General features: G+C 47.2%; 15 protein-coding genes. 6 read left to right on the plus strand and 9 right to left on the minus strand.

Annotation, left to right across the window (positions count from 1 at the left end):
- Positions 1 to 37 precede the first annotated feature (37 nt).
- Both JTN23_RS14730 and JTN23_RS14735 read left to right on the plus strand, forming a co-directional pair.
- Positions 38 to 1,282: a multidrug effflux MFS transporter gene (locus JTN23_RS14730; RefSeq protein ID WP_247235616.1), complete on the plus strand. Its 1,245-nt coding sequence runs from the start codon at positions 38 to 40 to the stop codon at positions 1,280 to 1,282.
- Between the two features lie 229 nt (positions 1,283 to 1,511).
- On the plus strand, positions 1,512 to 2,528 hold the full coding sequence (locus tag JTN23_RS14735; RefSeq protein ID WP_310586723.1) for a xanthine dehydrogenase family protein molybdopterin-binding subunit: 1,017 nt from the start codon (positions 1,512 to 1,514) through the stop codon (positions 2,526 to 2,528).
- An 81-nt stretch (positions 2,529 to 2,609) separates the two neighbouring features.
- On the opposite strand, the gene JTN23_RS14740 is transcribed toward JTN23_RS14735, so the two are convergent.
- The 4 genes from JTN23_RS14740 to JTN23_RS14755 all read right to left on the minus strand — a co-directional run bounded on the left by JTN23_RS14740 (position 2,610) and on the right by JTN23_RS14755 (position 5,510).
- The gene (locus JTN23_RS14740; protein WP_247235617.1) at positions 2,610 to 3,563 is read right to left on the minus strand and encodes a hypothetical protein; all 954 of its coding nucleotides are present in this window, start codon (positions 3,561 to 3,563) and stop codon (positions 2,610 to 2,612) included.
- Positions 3,564 to 3,941: 378 nt separating this feature from the next.
- A complete protein-coding gene (locus tag JTN23_RS14745; protein WP_247235618.1) occupies positions 3,942 to 4,169 on the minus strand; it encodes a hypothetical protein in 228 nt (75 codons plus the stop codon).
- Between the two features lie 194 nt (positions 4,170 to 4,363).
- Entirely contained in the window at positions 4,364 to 4,753 is a 390-nt protein-coding gene (rnk, locus tag JTN23_RS14750; RefSeq protein ID WP_247235619.1) for a nucleoside diphosphate kinase regulator, read from the minus strand.
- A 70-nt stretch (positions 4,754 to 4,823) separates the two neighbouring features.
- On the minus strand, positions 4,824 to 5,510 hold the full coding sequence (locus tag JTN23_RS14755; RefSeq protein ID WP_247235620.1) for an MCP four helix bundle domain-containing protein: 687 nt from the start codon (positions 5,508 to 5,510) through the stop codon (positions 4,824 to 4,826).
- A gap of 276 nt (positions 5,511 to 5,786) precedes the next feature.
- Between JTN23_RS14755 and JTN23_RS14760 the strand changes: the two genes are divergently transcribed.
- From JTN23_RS14760 to JTN23_RS14770, 3 genes are all read left to right on the plus strand, one after another.
- Positions 5,787 to 6,764: a hypothetical protein gene (locus JTN23_RS14760; protein WP_247235621.1), complete on the plus strand. Its 978-nt coding sequence runs from the start codon at positions 5,787 to 5,789 to the stop codon at positions 6,762 to 6,764.
- A 73-nt stretch (positions 6,765 to 6,837) separates the two neighbouring features.
- Positions 6,838 to 7,212: a hypothetical protein gene (locus JTN23_RS14765; protein WP_247235622.1), complete on the plus strand. Its 375-nt coding sequence runs from the start codon at positions 6,838 to 6,840 to the stop codon at positions 7,210 to 7,212.
- A 77-nt stretch (positions 7,213 to 7,289) separates the two neighbouring features.
- On the plus strand, positions 7,290 to 8,255 hold the full coding sequence (locus tag JTN23_RS14770) for a polyprenyl-phosphate transporter (RefSeq protein WP_247235623.1): 966 nt from the start codon (positions 7,290 to 7,292) through the stop codon (positions 8,253 to 8,255).
- Between the two features lie 160 nt (positions 8,256 to 8,415).
- On the opposite strand, the gene JTN23_RS14775 is transcribed toward JTN23_RS14770, so the two are convergent.
- The 5 genes from JTN23_RS14775 to JTN23_RS14795 all read right to left on the minus strand — a co-directional run bounded on the left by JTN23_RS14775 (position 8,416) and on the right by JTN23_RS14795 (position 16,204).
- Entirely contained in the window at positions 8,416 to 8,805 is a 390-nt protein-coding gene (locus JTN23_RS14775; protein ID WP_247235624.1) for a T9SS type A sorting domain-containing protein, read from the minus strand.
- Positions 8,806 to 9,093: 288 nt separating this feature from the next.
- The gene (locus tag JTN23_RS14780) at positions 9,094 to 10,791 is read right to left on the minus strand and encodes a RagB/SusD family nutrient uptake outer membrane protein (protein ID WP_247235625.1); all 1,698 of its coding nucleotides are present in this window, start codon (positions 10,789 to 10,791) and stop codon (positions 9,094 to 9,096) included.
- A gap of 11 nt (positions 10,792 to 10,802) precedes the next feature.
- The gene (locus JTN23_RS14785; RefSeq protein ID WP_247235626.1) at positions 10,803 to 14,231 is read right to left on the minus strand and encodes a SusC/RagA family TonB-linked outer membrane protein; all 3,429 of its coding nucleotides are present in this window, start codon (positions 14,229 to 14,231) and stop codon (positions 10,803 to 10,805) included.
- A 172-nt stretch (positions 14,232 to 14,403) separates the two neighbouring features.
- Positions 14,404 to 15,519 (minus strand): FecR family protein, encoded by a 1,116-nt coding sequence (locus JTN23_RS14790; protein ID WP_247235627.1) that lies wholly within the window; start codon positions 15,517 to 15,519, stop codon positions 14,404 to 14,406.
- Between the two features lie 91 nt (positions 15,520 to 15,610).
- The gene (locus JTN23_RS14795) at positions 15,611 to 16,204 is read right to left on the minus strand and encodes an RNA polymerase sigma factor (RefSeq protein WP_247235628.1); all 594 of its coding nucleotides are present in this window, start codon (positions 16,202 to 16,204) and stop codon (positions 15,611 to 15,613) included.
- Between the two features lie 398 nt (positions 16,205 to 16,602).
- Here JTN23_RS14795 and JTN23_RS14800 point away from each other — a divergent pair, with 398 nt between their 5' ends.
- Positions 16,603 to 17,067 (plus strand): response regulator, encoded by a 465-nt coding sequence (locus JTN23_RS14800; protein WP_247235629.1) that lies wholly within the window; start codon positions 16,603 to 16,605, stop codon positions 17,065 to 17,067.
- Positions 17,068 to 17,121 lie beyond the last annotated feature (54 nt).

The following is a 17,121-nucleotide window of genomic DNA, read 5'->3' on the forward strand; positions in this document are numbered from 1 at the left end:
ATGATTGGCGAATAGTATTCATTGATAAAATACATAGATGGTGGAAAACAAAAAACGTACTCTTTTAATAGTTATTCTTGGGTTGCTCTCAGCCATTGGTCCATTTTCTATAGATATGTACCTGCCTGGTTTTCCAACCATTGCCGCAAGTCTAAATACAACCGTTGATAAAGTAGGCTATTCACTTTCCAGTTTCTTTATAGGAATTTGTGTAGGACAATTGCTTTGCGGACCGCTGCTCGATCGTTTTGGAAGAAAAAGGCCCCTGCTCATCGGACTGGTTTTGTACATCCTGGCTTCTGTGGCCTGCTCCTTATCAAAATCAGTGGAAAGTCTGATCATGTTTCGTTTTCTTCAGGCCCTAGGTGGCTGTGTAGGAATGGTAGCACCCAACGCCATTGTACGGGATGTGTTTCCTGTGAAAGAAAATGCAAAGGTATTTTCTCTCCTCATTCTTATCCTGGGCGTTTCTCCTATCCTGGCACCAACGGTGGGAAGTTATGTGGTAGCCGATTTTGGATGGGAGACTGTTTTTATTATACTAGCTATCGTTACTACCCTTATTCTTTTGTCGGTAGTCAAATGGCTTCCTGAAACCAAAGCCTCCGATCATTCTTACTCTTTAAAACCCGCAGCTGTCCTGCAGGGCTACGCTCAGGTTTTTAAGGAATCTCAGTTTGCAACCTATGCCCTTGCCGGTGCTATTGCCTCGGCGGGTTTGTTTGCCTACCTGGCTGGTTCTCCTTTTATATTTATGGAGTTGTATGGAGTAAGTGAACAACAATACGGGATGATTTTCGCGCTCATAGCCGCGGGCCTCATTGGATGCAGCCAGTTGAATAACCGTATCTTAAGAAGATACAATAGTGTACAGATACTCAAAGTTGTGCTGTTTTCACAATCGCTCATTGGTCTTCTGCTGATCCTGGGGATTGCAACAAATCTGATAGGCTTGTACGGTATTATCATATTGATATTGCTGTTTCTGAGTTGTCAGGGCTTTACATTCCCAAACGCTGCAGCCCTTGCCATGGCTCCCTTCACCAAAGGAGCAGGCAGTGCGTCCGCTTTGATGGGTGCTTTGCAGATGACTTTTGGAGCTCTGGCTTCTGCTTTGGTAGGCGTGTTCTTTAACGAAACGGCCCTACCGATGGCAGCCATAATGGCTATTTGCTCCATTAGTGGACTGATCATTTTGTGGCTGGGATACCGCAGGATTGAAAAAGCCGTTAAGCAGGATGAAGTAGAGCAACAAACTATGGAAATGATAAAGAAGTATTAAACTGAGCAGCTTAATCCTGGTTATAACCTAATCAGGTTCAAATTTTAATGAAAAAGGACACTGCACATAACCTGTTGAAGAGCTAATCTATATGTCTTGTACGCAGGTACTTTTTTAATTATTAGCCCTCTCATTACCTCCCATTGAATTTCGCCTGCGCAATCATGCGGATGTAGATCCTGAGCACAACCGGCCCTGGTCAAGCCACCATCTCAAAGAGTGCTATGAGATGGGAGCCGAAAAGATCGGGTGGAAAAACAGACAGCTTCAGCCCGGTATGTTGAAAGAAGGCGACTGGCTGGTTGGCTACGGGATGGGCACGGGTGCGTTTGGAGCTATGCGGTGGGTTGCCACGGTAAAAGCCAGACTGGAACCGGATGGCCGGCTGCTTTTGCAGTGTTCGGTAAACGATATGGGTCCGGGAACGGCTACCATGATGACGGCCGTGGCCTCTGAGGCTATGGGGATTGACCCAGGCAAAATCACCATACAAATGGGTAGCACTACCCTGCCGCCGGGCCCTATGCAGGGTGGTTCTAATGTTACCTCAACGGTAGGTTCAGCCGTATTTGAAGTATGCGCAGCCTTGAAAGAGCAGATTACTGCCCTGGCCAGCAAAGAAGGTGCGGCATTTAATACCGCCAAAGTCTCCGATGTAAAAGTAGAAGACATTGACTTCGCCGGTAACAGGGTCTCCCTGAAGAAAAAGTCTTCCGTTAAAGTAGCCTATGACGAGCTATTCCGGCAAAACAACCTGACCGCCCTGGAAATTACCAAAGAGTCCAAGGGGCAGCAGCAGCCGTATTCCATGTACTCTTTTTCCATGCATTTTGTAAAACTACGGGTTCATCCCGCCACGGGTCGGATCAAAATTGATTACGTGGTGTCCTGTGCGGATGCGGGTACTATAATCAGCCCCAAAACCGCGGCTAGTCAGATGATTGGCGGAGCAGTAGGCGGTATTGGGATGGCCCTGATGGAAGACCTGGTGATTGACCACCGTTTAGGCCGGCCTATCAATAATAACCTGGCGGACTATCACGTACCGGTCAATGCCGACATACCCCATGTGGATGTCCTGTTCGTCAATAAAAAAGACCCCTACACCAACCCAATGGGCTCAAAGGGGCTGGGTGAAATTGCCCTGGTGGGCGTGGCACCGGCCATTGCCAATGCCGTGTTCAATGCCACCGGCAAACGCATCCGCTCATTGCCCATCACACCCGACAAGCTTATTCAGGCATAAGAAAAATATCCACAGGTACCCACCTTAGTACAGGAAGGGTACCTAATCGTATAATTTGCAGGGCTCTGAGAATCCTAAGGCTTAGTCAGGCAGATTAGCGATCAGACTTCGTAAGTTCTGGTTGATCGTAAGTATAGAAGCCTGCAGTTCATTCAGCATATTGGACCGCGCGTGTAAATCATCAGAATCGTAATCTCCTCCCGCACTGAAATACAATACCTGTTCCTCGTCGGTTGCCTCAGTAAGCAGGTAGTCCTTCCAGCGCTGCCGGATATTATGCCGAATGGAAGTCTCCCCACTGTTACTAAAAAACTTTTCGTTGAGTACATACCAGATAAAAGGTGAATAGATAGTTGACTCTTCCGATCCTCCCCAGATGTCGGATAACAGGTTGCGTTTGTGCGCGAAAGGAACCGTCTGATTTGAGGTAAATGCTGCCGCTGTGCCCAGACCGGCACTGACGATACCCCCTCCGATACTAATGGCATTTTCGACATTACTATTTGCCATAAAGGCAGCTACAACGGCGGTTGCGGCACCAGCCACAATAGAAATCACGGTTAGATTCCTGATGCGCTGCTGATCCCGCTGGTCCAGATAAAAAGCCAGCTGTGAAGCCCGTTCCCCCTCACAATCGAGTTCAGCGACTATACTGGAGATTTCAGTAGAAGCCAGTAGTAAACGGCTGTTGATCTTGCGGTGTAGAACCGCCTGCTCCAGACGACTATCCCTTCCTTTCTGCTGCTGTAGCCGGATCAGGTCCTGCAGCAAAGGCAGTACACCGATGGCATTGGCAACAAGTAAATCATGCTTTGAGAAACGATTGGTTAAGCTGCTATCCTTACTCAACATTGATTCAATTTCACCCTTCGGCAGATACTGGGAATGGTAGGTATAGATCAGACTAGGCTCGCAATAACGACTCTCCACACTCGAACGAAGCAGATGCCTGGGAGAGGAGCAGGAAACCACAAACACGATGCAGAAAAATACAAGTAGCCGGGTAAGGGTACTCTTCAGTTTCCAATTGAGCATAGAATAGACCGGATTGAGTGTAGAGCTATCAATGGGACCCAATCTGCGGGGTTGGCTTTTTCGTTTCTCGCCATTGCATCTTATAGAAGCTCAGATACAAAAACTTGTAGGAATGTAATCTGTTTCCGCGTTTTAACTGTTTTTTCTGATTGCAACAGGGATGAAGGCATTAAATAACAACCAATAGTAGTACGAGTTGGAGTACTTCCTGTTGGCTTATTTGTGCCAATGCGCCGCGGCAATAGCCCTTGTCCCGGAATTCCAGTATGGATGGTATACTTATCTATTAGACCCAGCAAGCTTATTCCAAAAAAGAAAGGCACCTGGTACTCCCTTACAAAATGGGAGTACCAGGTGCCCTATTTTCACTCGTTCATGCTACTTTACCAGCTCCTGAAACTTCTGTTGCCCCAGATTAGTAAGGTAAGCCGCGGAGATCAAGCCATTGTGATCACGCTCCACGCTCACATAGCCATTACCCGACAAGTACTCCATGCACTCCTGAAACAACGTCATATTGACAAGTGGAACGTCGTTGAAGGTTATTGTATACTGACCTTCAAAAAAGCGCAGGCTGTATTCCAGGTCATGCTGCATGGTATCCATAGACTAGGTAGCTTGTACGTATTAGGAGGGTTTACGCTACAATGGGTATTATTTAGGTTTAGGAATAGTCAATTTTGTGATTTCTTACTACCGGACCAGCTGTGTTTCCTGTCCTGTTGGCTGGTGTAGCCGGAGGCCTGCTTCCTGATGCTTTGGCATAATAGCCCCTATGAGTCAGACCTGCGACTACCAAACTACTGAGCGTTTTGCCACACATCCATGATGAAGAAGGTTTTCATGCCGGCGGGCATTTTCCAGTCTATCTGATCTCCTTTGCGTAATCCGATCAGGGCGCTACCCATGGGAGTAAGTACCGAAATCTTTTTTTCATTGATATTGGCAAAGGCCGGTAAGACAATAGTAAGTACCATTTCTTTCCCGCTTTCCAGGTCTCTTACTTTTACAGTAGAGTTCAACCGGACGCTATCCGGCGGAAGATTTTGCTCTTTTACGACAACAGCTCTCTTTAATTCATAGGATAATGTCATGGCATGATCCGCTACTCTGGAGTTGTTATCTGCGAATTGCTTTAAAAGACGGAAATCTTCCTCTCCAAGTACTACGCTGGTTCTCTGTGTTTCCATACTAGTTGAATTAAAATTTAACCAAACTATACCAATAGGGTACTGTGTCTAGTACCCCCTTATAATGATGTTAATTCAGATGAAAGGAGGGTGATTTTGTATCTAAAAGCCGGGCATTGTACACCAGTCTCTGAATCTGTATGACTACTACAATGGCTATTGTAATGAGCAGGGTAGAAAGTATCGAAGCCCTGGCCACATCCTGATGTGACTGCTTTACCGCCGCTTGTCCCGTCTCCAGTTGAAGTTGCGCCAGTTTGTGCAGATTCTGGATACTTTGCCTGAATAGTAATCCCCCTTTCTTTTGGAACAGATGAATGGCCTCATCACTGCGGGCATTCCTGACTGAATCAATCAGGGCTCGTTCCAGTTGCGAATAGGCGGCCAGACTGTTCTTCAGCGAAGCCAGCCATTGTGATTCAAAACCTATGAGCGTTGTTTTTTCAAATTGCTCAATGAGTAACTGACTTTTGACATCGTGCACCTTCAGCTGACTCTCCAGGGCAGTAGTGGATAGGGCTGTCTGACCGGTCAGATAGTCCTCAAGTAGAAGTCTTTTAGCGTACAGATGCTCCGTCAGGTACACTATAATGACGGAGGGCTGCAAGCGGTCTTCATATACTGAAGTCATGCTCTTATCCATTCCCTGAACGGCACGTTCCATGGACAAAGAGTTATAAATGGCGATAACCAGGACCAGAAGGAGTAATCCGACAATCTTGATTTTCTGCTGTTTGAAGAATGACCACTTCATCATATACCCTTTGAGTTTAGTATCCGGAAGTGGCCAAATATTCACTAAAGGTCAACCACTTGATTAGTTTCCATTAAAGTACCCGTGTATGGGATTAACTACCCCCCTTCCCTATTCTTCTGGTAACAGATCAGGTAGATCCTTTACTTCTACCTGGTATACCCGGTGTTAGCTGTTACTCCCTGATCTCAACCTATGATCAGATTTATCAAGACTCTATTTGGAGAGTTAAACTTATGGTTGTAAATTTACAGTTGTAAAATTACAAATGCAAGCTAGATGACTTATAAAAGTACTGAACCTACTATCACTGATTCCTGGGACGATATATGTTATCCGGTGCAGCCTCTTTGGCTGAGCGATTTATTACCTGACTACGACATCATGGCTACTGACCGCCAACAGCTGATAGTAGGGCAAATGCCAGGGGGACGTAAGACTATGTTTGGTATTCAGAGTGCTGATTACACCATCATTCCCAATCAGGCCATCCGGGAGGTAATCGATAGATTGGTACCGGACTATCAGCTACTGATCAAGCATACCATAACCGGTGAGTTTAATATCACTATTATTTTACCTGCTACATTGCCCATTGGCGGAGAGGAGCTTCATCGGAGCCTGATCCTTACCAATAGTTACAATGGCAGAACTCCCTTCAGTATACAGGGGCAGACGCTTACGACGCTGCTTGAACCCTCGACCCATCTTGGTAGCAGCATGTACCGTAATATTTGCCAGAATGGCCTGATGGGCTGGGCTGATACCTTTACGGATCTGCATTCTTACCAGAACTGGCTCCAGTACGGACTGGGAGATTTGAAGAAGAAGGCTGCCCAGAAAGCGAAACCAGCAAAGGAACGATCGCTTCGGACCGACCCGGAAATTCGCAAACTCCACCATAATTCGCTGACTATTGAGCGTTTTCAGGAGCATCTTCATGATTTGCTGGTAGAACATCTGACTTCACAGAACACGCTTACGGCTTCGGTATACCAGCAGCTTCAGCAAGCGGGCCTATCCAACAGAAACGATTCCTTACTACGGAATCTATCTGTACCGGTCCAGCTTATCAAACAGGCTCACGAAAGACTGCGCCTCGAGGAAAGGTTGCTGGGCGTCAAACCCTCATACTGGCTGCTCTACAATGCCATAAACTATGTGTTGTTTAGCGCCAGAAGCAGCCTGACCCTTAACGATCGCTACCGGCTTGATGAAAAGACGTTTCATTCACTGGCAGCACACGCATTAGCCTAGTTTTTCCGGAAGTATTCTCATCAGGTACCGGAAAAAACCAGTGAGGATAAACTTATAACCACACCTACGTTTAATGAATCCGCGTATGAAGCTTACCAGTAGTATCACAAGCACATTGGCTACCCTGAATATGAACGTTCAGGAGGCTGAGGATAAGGCAAAGGGAGCCTACTCTCCCCTAACGGCCAGCGAACTAGCTATTTGTACCTCCTTCCTTCAGGAAATCGGGGGATCCAGTGTACCAGAGACATTCACGCACGAGACCCCTAAACCAGCAGACCAACCCGTACTACTCTCCGATAAGGCCCGAAAACGATTCTGTTCCATTCTCCGGCGGGTCGCACGGGGACAGGAGGGGCTCTCACGGGAAGAACAACTATTCGTACGACAGTATTGGCAGGCGTACCTCATGGCGCAGGCAAACCGTACTACCCCTACCACAACCTAAGGAGTTACCCCCCTTACACTACCTGTTGAAGGTCATTTCAGTATATGTATGATTTTAATTTTCCATCTACTTAAATAATGCAAAAACGAACTACGTCCGATTACTTGTTGCTTTTTTCGAAGGGAGTAGGCATGGGAGCCGCCGATGTGGTCCCGGGTGTCTCCGGTGGTACCATCGCCTTCATAACGGGAATTTATGAAGAACTACTAGCTTCGATCCGCTCTGTGAATGGTGAAGCCCTGAAGCTGTTACTAGCCTTCAGAATCAAAGCGCTATGGCAACACGTTAATGGTACCTTCTTACTTACGCTTTTGTCCGGGATTGGATTCTCGGTCCTTTCCCTATCCCGGGTGATCCTGTTCCTGCTGGCTAATTACCCTGTGCTGCTCTGGTCATTTTTCTTCGGGCTCATTGTAGCGTCGGCCGTAGTAGTTGGAAAAAAGATCACCGGATGGAGCCCTGCTGTTTTACTTTCCGGAGTCGCGGGGGCAGCTATTGCCTACTTTGTTACGGTAGCCACTCCTACCCAAACCCCCGAAGCGTACTGGTTCCTGTTTCTGTCGGGGGCTATTGCCATCTGCGCCATGATTCTGCCTGGTATTTCAGGTAGCTTCCTGCTGGTACTTCTGGCCAAATATGAGTTTATTCTTAATGCAGTAAAGGATCTGAAGATAGGTGTAATAGCCGTATTCGGAATGGGTTGTGTTGTGGGTATTCTTTCATTTTCGCATGTCCTGAACTGGGCCCTCAAGAAGTACCACAGTATCACTGTCGCTTTACTGACGGGCTTTATGGTGGGGTCGTTGAATAAAGTATGGCCCTGGAAGCAGACTTTGAAAACGTACACTGATCGCCACGGAGAGGTAAAACCTCTGGTTCAGCAGAATGTACTACCTGCTGATTTCGAATCACTGACGAATCAGGATGCTTACCTGGGTATGGCTTTAGTACTGGCGGCAGTTGGTTTTCTGGTAGTATACGCAACTGATTACTTTATCTCAGAAGAGGTACCTGCCGAACCTGAAACTGCTCCGGTAGTATAGTTGCCTTACTCCATACTAGCAGGGGCTGAATAGGTAGACGGGAGCTGACCAGGTACCTGAGCCCGCTGTATGAACCGCAAAAGGCAATAGTAGTCAATAAACTAACCGGGACCTATCTGATCAGATAGGTCCCGGTTTTTATGTGCGTTGCTATAAAATACTATTGCAGGCTCACGACCCGGGCAGGAGCCGTTACGGGTGCTGATGTTGATAGCTTTATGGTACGGCTTTGGGTAGTAGTTCCGTCCGTGATCAGCAGTTTATAAGTACCATCCTGCAGATGATTCACTTCAATGCGGGCCCGGTAGCTGTTTTTCTTTTTTCCTACCACTTCATCTACCAGTACATCTCCCTGCTCATTCAGCAGCTGGATCTGTACCTTCCGGCCTTCCTGTTTCTCAACGGCTACGTGTAGTTGCTGCGTAGTAACTGACGTATAAGCCGAAGAGTTGAAAGTAAAACCCTTTTCGGGAGTGGTGGCCGTTTCAGTACTAGCGAAAGAAGCCGTTAACGTAAAAAGAGCAAATGCGAAAGTCAATAGTTTTTTCATGGCTGTATAAAGTATAGGTGGCTAAGTTTTAGTGCCTTTTGGGCTTGTTTGATGATTCAAAGGTATAGCGCACCCCACTGATATACTACGGGATCTTGCTCAACTGGCAATATGAGTGGATAAGCCGTCTATTCTGACGATGAACTGAATTTGGGTAGTAAGAAGAAAGGCTGTATCAGCTTCGTTTTCTTCCTATAACCCATGTAGTTAGGGATAGTAGTGACTGTACATTCAAAAGAAAAAACAGGCAGTACCAAATGGGTACTGCCAGTCCAATAATCAATGCACTCACCAGCCTGGATTCTGGGTAAGCGAAGGATTCATTTCAATTTCCTGAGCAGGAATAGGCCAGATAACATGACGATTCTGGAAGTTACGGGTCAGGAGATTATCGCCAACGATACTTTTCTCAGTGACTCCTGCGGTATAGGCTTTGAGAAGGCCCCAGCGTTTCAGATCGAAGTACCGGTGTCCTTCACCAGCCAGTTCTACGGCTCTCTCATGAACAATGCGCCGGAACATATCTTCCTTACTGCTTACTGCCAATGCTGCTACCCCACTGTTAAGGCCAGGCATAGATGAGCGTGCTCTTACTTTGTTCAGTTCAGCAATGGCTTTGTCGAGCTGCCCCATCTCGTTATAGGCCTCGGCCAGCATAAGTAGTACATCCCCAAGACGCATGAGGGGGAAGTTGATCGGCGTATGCGCTCGGTCGGTCAGGTCACCGTTCAGGTTAGCCTCCGGTACAAACTTTCTCCATACGTAGGTCATCCACCCTCTGTTATTACGGATTTGACCAAAATTTTCGTTCGCACCGGTGGCCAGTACCAGCTGCATCTGGCGGGGAGCGTTGGCATTCCATCCCAGTTGGTACGAATAGGGTACTACCAGTGTCTCAGTCATACGGGGATCCCGATTACTATAGATCTCATTCAGTTTAGCCGTATCAGGTACCGTTACCAATTTGCCACTCTGCTGGGTAGCAATCATGGCCGTTCTTTTTACGGTATTGTTGGTAGTATAGCCGGGGAAATGCTGTTCCCAGTCAAAGGGTGTACCATCTCTGTTTTCATACATATCGGCCAGGGTGGTACTAGGCATTCCATTATTCCAGCTGCTTCCGAAGGTAGATCGGGTACCCAGATAAAAAGCCAACGGCATACCATACGGGAAACCTACTCCCCCCTTGTTCTGGATAGTAAAAATCATCTCTTTACTATTATGACCCGTTTGCTTGAACAGATTGGCGTAGCTGGGATTTAGCTCATAGCCATAATTGTTAGACTTGTTGTACACAACTTCTTCAAAATCACTGATGGCTTTGGCCCACTCCTTATTAAACAGGTACACTTTACCCCGAAATGCCAGAGCGGCTCCCTTGGTAGCTCGTCCCAGATGTGCCGGCGGATAGGTAACAGGCAGTCCATCCACAGCGGCAGTCAGGTCAGCCAGTATGAAAGCACGTACCTCTTCTTCTGAGCTTCTGGGCTTTAGCAACTGATTGAAATCCTTATTCAGATCTACCGCTTCATCATAAATGGGTACTCCTCCGAAGAGGTTCATCAGATAGAAGTAGTACAGCCCCCTCAGGAACCGGGCTTCTGCGATATAAACCGTCTTTGATGCTTCGGGGATATCCATGCCAGCTATGTTACGAATCGCGGTGTTGGCCCGTTGGATCCCGTCGTAGCCACGGCGCCAGCGATTCACAACGGCTCCGGTACGGTCGGTAAAATTGCCGTTAATGAAGTCACCCATCCCCTGAGGGTCATAACCGATAGCGATATCCGTCATGTTATCAAACATGTTATATAGCCCGAAGAGATTGTGATCCTTCATGTCTGCATATACGCCCACCAGTCCCTGAAGGGCATGCTCCTCCGTTTTCCAAAAGGTACCGGCACTTACTCTATCATAAGGTTGAGTGTCCAGGTCATAGCAACCACTAACGCTGAGTAGTAGTACTAGATAAAGTATTTTTTTCATGATGCTTCTAGTTAAAAAGTAAGGTTGAGTCCCAGTAATGCTTGTTTAAGAGTAGGATATTGTACTCCACTTACTTCCGGATCAAATCCCTTATAGCGGGTAAAAGTCAGGTAGTTTTCCAGACTTCCGTACACGCGCAGGGTAGATATTTTTACTTTTTCAGTTATTGCTTTGGGAAGTGTATAGCCCAGCTGAATATTCTTCAGACGCATGTATGAGCGATTCTGTAACCAGAAGTCACTGTTGCGGGTATTTCTCACATCAGTATAGTTCAGCAGCCTTGGATAGGTAGCATCGGTACGGCCCGGGTACCATCTGCCTTCAGCTACTTCCTCATTGATCTGATATCCCCAGCGTACACCGGTCGTATGATAGATGTCGGTCCAGATGGTTCTAAGACCAGCCGCTCCCTGCAGCAAAACTGAGAAGTCAAAGTTCTTCCAGTCAAAACCCATATTCATACCATAGAAAATACGTGGTGCCGTACCATGCCCTACCGTATACCGATCCTCGTCGTTGATGATCCCGTCTCCATTCATATCCTTATACAGAAGATCACCTATTCTGGGAGTACCATAGGCGGCAAAGGGATTACGTTTTTGTCCGGTTGCAGGATCCAGCGGAGCATTATCGATCAGGCTTTGTACCAGTGCGAGGTCCTCGTCAGTCTGGATGATCCGGTCTACCGCCAGTACATACTGGGTATTGATGGCGTATCCCTCCTGAATCAAGTTGGAGCCACTGATGGTACGGTCCTTCCCTTTAAATTTAGTCACCTTGTTGTCCACAAAGCTGAAGTTACCTCCTACCCGGTAGTTGAAGGCCCCTACATTGTTGCGGTAGTTAAGGTTCAGTTCTATCCCTTTGTTTTGTACTTCAGCCGCGTTCTGTTTTGGAATGGATGCATTTCCTACGACCAGCGGAGCCGGCAGGTCGATCAGGATATTCTTGGTTCTCTTATCGAATACTTCCAGGGAGCCATCCAGTCTGTTATTGAACAGTCCGAAATCCAAACCCAGGTTAGTAATGTAGGTACTCTCCCAGGTCAGAGCCGCGTTTGACAGCGCCGTCTGGGCAAAGCCGACGTACAGGTTATTGTTCAGGATATAGTTGGCCGCATTATACACCGCCTGGTACTCATAGTTACCAACGGCGTTGTTGCCCAGCGAACCATAGGAGGCCCGGACTTTCAGGCTTGGCATCCAGGAGATGTCATAGAAAGATTCCTCTGAGATTCTCCAGCCCGCCGAGAATGAAGGAAACATACCCCATCGGCTCGCTCCGGCGGCAAAGCGGGAAGTACCATCCCTACGGAGGTTCGCCTCAAACAGGTACTTGTCATCCAGATTCAGGTTGATCCGTCCGAAGTAAGACCTCATCACCCAGTCGCTGGCATTTCCGTTGGCCGCCGCATCCATGGTGGCAGCATCGATCACACTAAGAAGGGGATCAACCAGATCGAGCTTGCTGGCATTGAACCAATCGTTTTTATAGTACTCCTGGCTGGCACCCACCATCAGATTCATCGTCAACCGGCTGAAAAACGTCCGGTCATACCGAACAATCCCATCCATGAAGTACTGGTAGTTTTTGTTGTTCTGGTTGAAGACCGACGATCGGCCGGTACCCGCAGTAGCGACTGTATTGTTGATAAAATCCCAGCGATCATTAAATACCGGCTGATGGTATTGTAGCTGATCATCAAATATATAGTTAAAAGATCCTTCGATAGAGAGTCCTTCCAGCGGCTGCAGTTTACCAAAGAAACGACTCGTTAACTTATTCTGTCTGATGTCGCCCTTCCGGCCGTAAAGCCTGTGAAGTACGTTGTTGGACTGAGGATCATCTTCGGGATTATTAGGACTTCCGAAGCGACCATCCGGAGCTCTGAGTACCATACCAGGTGTACTGGCGCCGGCATACGTAAAGACATCCTCCAGGATATTGGTCCCTATATCCGTTTTAGCAACCAGACCATTGAGCATAGTACCCAATGTCAGCCAGGGCTTTACATTAGCTTCCATATTCAGGCGCATACTGTAGCGCTGGTAGCCTGCTTTTTCGATAATACCCGGGTTATCTAAGTATCCAAAGGAACCAAAGTAGCGACTTGTAGCGGTACCACCGGAAAACGATAGGTTGTGGTTTTGCTGCAAGTTTGGTCTGAATACTTGTTCGGTCCATTCGGTGTTGGGGTACTTGAGCGGATCTTTTCCTTCATTGGCGCGCCATAAGTCTATTTTTTCCTGTGAGAAGATGGGAGTAGCATTAGGATCCGAGTTCCTGAATCCCTCGTTGATCAGCTCCATGTAGTTAGCGTAGTTGGAGACGGTCTTTACTACATGGGAAGGTTTTGCCGTAGAAAAGAAGGAATTGTAGTTTACCCTGAACTCGCCGGACTTACCCTTTTTGGTAGTAATCAGAATAACCCCATTGGCTGCTCTTGATCCATATATAGCGGCTGAGGCGGCATCCTTCAGTACCGAAATGCTCTCTACATCCTGCGGGTTCAGGTGATTCATATTCCCTACGGCTCCATCAATGATCACCAGTGGGTCTGAATTATTCAGGGTACCCTGGCCCCTGATCCGTAGCGTGGCCCCATCTCCACCCGGACGTCCACTGCCCTGGTTGACCGATAGACCGGAAGCCAAACCAGACAAACCAGAGGAAAGAGAAGTAATAGGACGGGTCTCGGCCTGTTGAGCTATATCAACGGTTGCGACCGCGCCCGTTAGGTTTGCCTTTTTCTGGGTTCCGTAGCCAACTACTACCACCTCCTGCAGGGACTTCACATCCGCTACAAGGTTTATTTCCAATTGGGTCCTGTTCCCGACTACAACCTCCTGATTTGTATACCCGACAAACGAGAAGATAAGTACTGACTCATCGTTTGGAACAGAGATCGAAAAGTTACCTTCCACATCGGTTGTGGTACCTTGCTGGCTCCCCTTCAGGATAATGCTAACGCCCGGTAGCCCCTCCCCTTTCTCATCCATTACTTTTCCCTGTACACGCTTATCCAGCACGGAGGCTTCTGCCCCTACTTTGATGGAGGGAGTACTAGGTAGAGGGGTAGCCGCACGCTTGCGGAGAATAACCTGCTTGTCCATGACAAGAAATGTTACATCCAGAGGCGTTAGTAGCTGTGTCAGTATATCGGCAACTCTTACGTTGTTAAAATCACGGGTTACCGTATGGCTCCTGGGGATGATCCGTGAATTATAGGTAATATCTACCCGGGCAGCCTCACTTAGCCGGTCCAGCACCGTAATCAGGTCTGTGTTTTCAAACGAAATACTAATCCGGCGGTCCAGCATCTCCTGGGCCGTAGTATTGGCTAGTGCGGGTCCTAAAAGGAGCCAGATTAACAAAAAGGGTAGCCCAGTCAGTTGTAGTAACATCCATCCACGGGACTTTACTTTAGAATTTACTTTCATTTAGGTCAGCATTAATTGGCAAAAAGATTAGCTCATACTTTCAGGGGGTGGAGGTTATTACAATAGGTATTCTGCACCAGAATACTTCGCACCTCCATTAAGGTGGTAGCAGTAGCTAGGGGGGAGCGTTAGAGATTGGTGGCATAATGGGTAAGGGTTTAGGAGTTAGGTTTTAGTTGTTACATCCTAGGGATGTTATGCTTATGGATTCTTCCCGGACGGTGTAGTAAGTACCTGGGCCTATCCCTTCACAGATAATCTTCAGCTTTTCGAACAGCGATTTATCTGCCAGTGTAGTGGTAAGTGAGCAGCCCGATAGAACCTTCTCGTCCACCTGAATCGGGATGCCGTAATCCTGACTTAGTGTCTTCAGAATCTGGACAACGGGTACATCCCTGAATCGGTAGGTAAGCGGGGCCGGCGGAATCAGCTCGGGGACCAATTCGGGCTGAATGGACACTGCAGTAAAGGATTGGTTGCTTCTGGCCAGCACGGCCTGCTGGTTAGCCGTCAGTTGTATAGACCTGGTGGGCCTGGCTTCGCCAAAAGTAACTTTGTCGTTCGTAGTTACCGATACTTTACCGGTTTTCACGGTTACTGAAAAGTTCTTTTGGTTTTCAAAGGCTTCCACCATGAAGCTGGTACCCAGTACCTTCGTCACCATGTCGGTAGTCACTACCATAAAAGGTCTTAGGGAATCTTTGCTGACTTCAAAAAAAGCCTTTCCCCACAGATGCACCACCCGCTGATTGCCTTGCAAGGAGTCGGTAAAGCTGATTTTGCTATCCGGGTACAGCAATACTGAGCTGCCATCGGGTAGAGCAACGGGTTTGATACCTGACGACTGATTGGAATTTTCAATAACATGAGGAGCATTGGAGGCAACTGAGCCCTCACCTGATGTTAGCTCTGCCATACTACTCCAGTACCACCAGCCCGAGAGGATCAGCAGCAGAACTGAGGCCGCAGCGGCCCAGTACCTGAATTGAAAACGACTCCGAAGCATTGGTGTACGGTAGTCCTCCGTAGTGGCGGGGCCTGCCGCATCGGGCTCGCTGGCTAGTGGTGCATCGACAACTATCCGGTTATGTATTTTCTGGAGAATCAGAGTCGCTTTTTCCTCCTCCAGTGCTTTGTGCTTATTTTTGAGCAGCTGGATGTATGCTGTGTATTGAGAAAAAGCCCATTCGTCCTGGTGATTATTAAGCCAGGAAAAAAGGTAGCGTTCTTCTTCTTCGGTAATGGTACCCTGGACTAGTTTATCCAGAAGCTGATGGATAGTAGGCATGGAGCATTTGGTTTATATCCCTAAATACTCCGGATTGAAAAACAGGATGGGTAGTTTTTCAAAAAAATTATAAAATCAGCAAATTGCCCCCTCAAAGGGAGAAGTACAGGGAGATCAGCAGGAGGTCAGCATTTGAAGGATGACAGGACTTTTCGGTCATATACTCCCGGATAAACTTCGTTGCCACCTTCAGATGGTCCTTTACCGTATGAACGGAAATGTTCAGGAGAGACGCAATCTCCTGGAGAGGAATGCCTTCAAAGCGGTATTTATAAAAGATTTCTTTTTTGCGTTCCGGTAAGAGTGCTATGGCTTCTTCTACCATAGCCAGCCGTTCCAGAAAGTCTTCCTCCGAAAGTAAATCGCTGGAAGCTATGTTCTCCAGTACGGCTATCTCAGGTACCAGAGAAACCGGACTTCGCCGTAGCTTTTTTAGAAACGTAAGTGATTTGTTATAGCTCACTACAAATAGCCAGTTGGCTACCCTATTGCTCTCAATAGAGGTGTGGTGTTCCCAAAGCGCCAAGAAAACATCCTGCAACAGATCTTCCGCAACAGCAGGCTCCCGCACCATTTTAAGAATGTTTGCATACACGGCCTGGTGGTACTTGTAATACAGGCTGTCAAAACCGGCCATACCACTACCCATCTCCGAAAAATCCAAATATAGATCAAGGTCTTTCATCTCCCCTTTTATCATACAATAAGAAAGGGAGCACTCTACTTAAATTACTTACCTAAAGTTGCTTTACTAATAAAGAAGACCAGACTCAGGTACAAAAGAAACAGGTTATGTAGGCCGTGCGGTAGAGGTGCCTAAACTCCGTTAGCCAACTACTATAAGAATGGGTAAGTACTTAAAGATCTGCCTGATACCATACCTATGAATGGTGAATTGGGAGGCATCAGTTAGTCTCACATCGTGACGGTGGTATTTACATTCGCTTAGCACTTCTACCATCAACTTTTTGACTCACAGACCGCTCCTCCCCCAGTCTATTCTTCACTCATAAAATCTACCCCTCATGCAGAGGCTTCGGCCTGATTGTTGCATACCTCAAAGTATCCATTATTACATATAGAATGATTAACCATTTACTCTTGATTGATGATGATCCTACTACTCTCAAGCTACTAACCTTAATGGTCAAACGGCACAATTTTGCGGAGAATGTGATTGTCCTGCGAAATGGCAGGGAGGGGTTGGATTACTTTGAAAAACTACGTACCGGTGAGGTACCCCATGTACCCGAGTTGATATTTCTGGATGTGGAGATGCCCGTTATGAATGGGTGGCATTTTCTGGAAGAATATACCACACGGTACGAGCACCTATTTCCGAATACAAAGATCTGTATCTGTTCCTTTTCGTTTCTTCCGTTCGATACAGAGAGAGTCAGGCGCTATAGCAGTGTCTTGTCATATATCAGAAAACCACTGGTGATCGAAGAAATCAATAAGCTGAAAGAACACGAACTACTGATACAGAATTTTCCTACACCTGCCGCGAAGTCTGGTACTTACGCGCAAGGTCCAAATCATAACTAGATCCCTGACATAGCCTGAAATTTGAATCATTCATCTGAAAATTATACTTCCTCC

Origin of the sequence: Telluribacter roseus, assembly GCF_017355915.2 — a bacterium.
GTDB lineage: Bacteria > Bacteroidota > Bacteroidia > Cytophagales > Spirosomataceae > Telluribacter.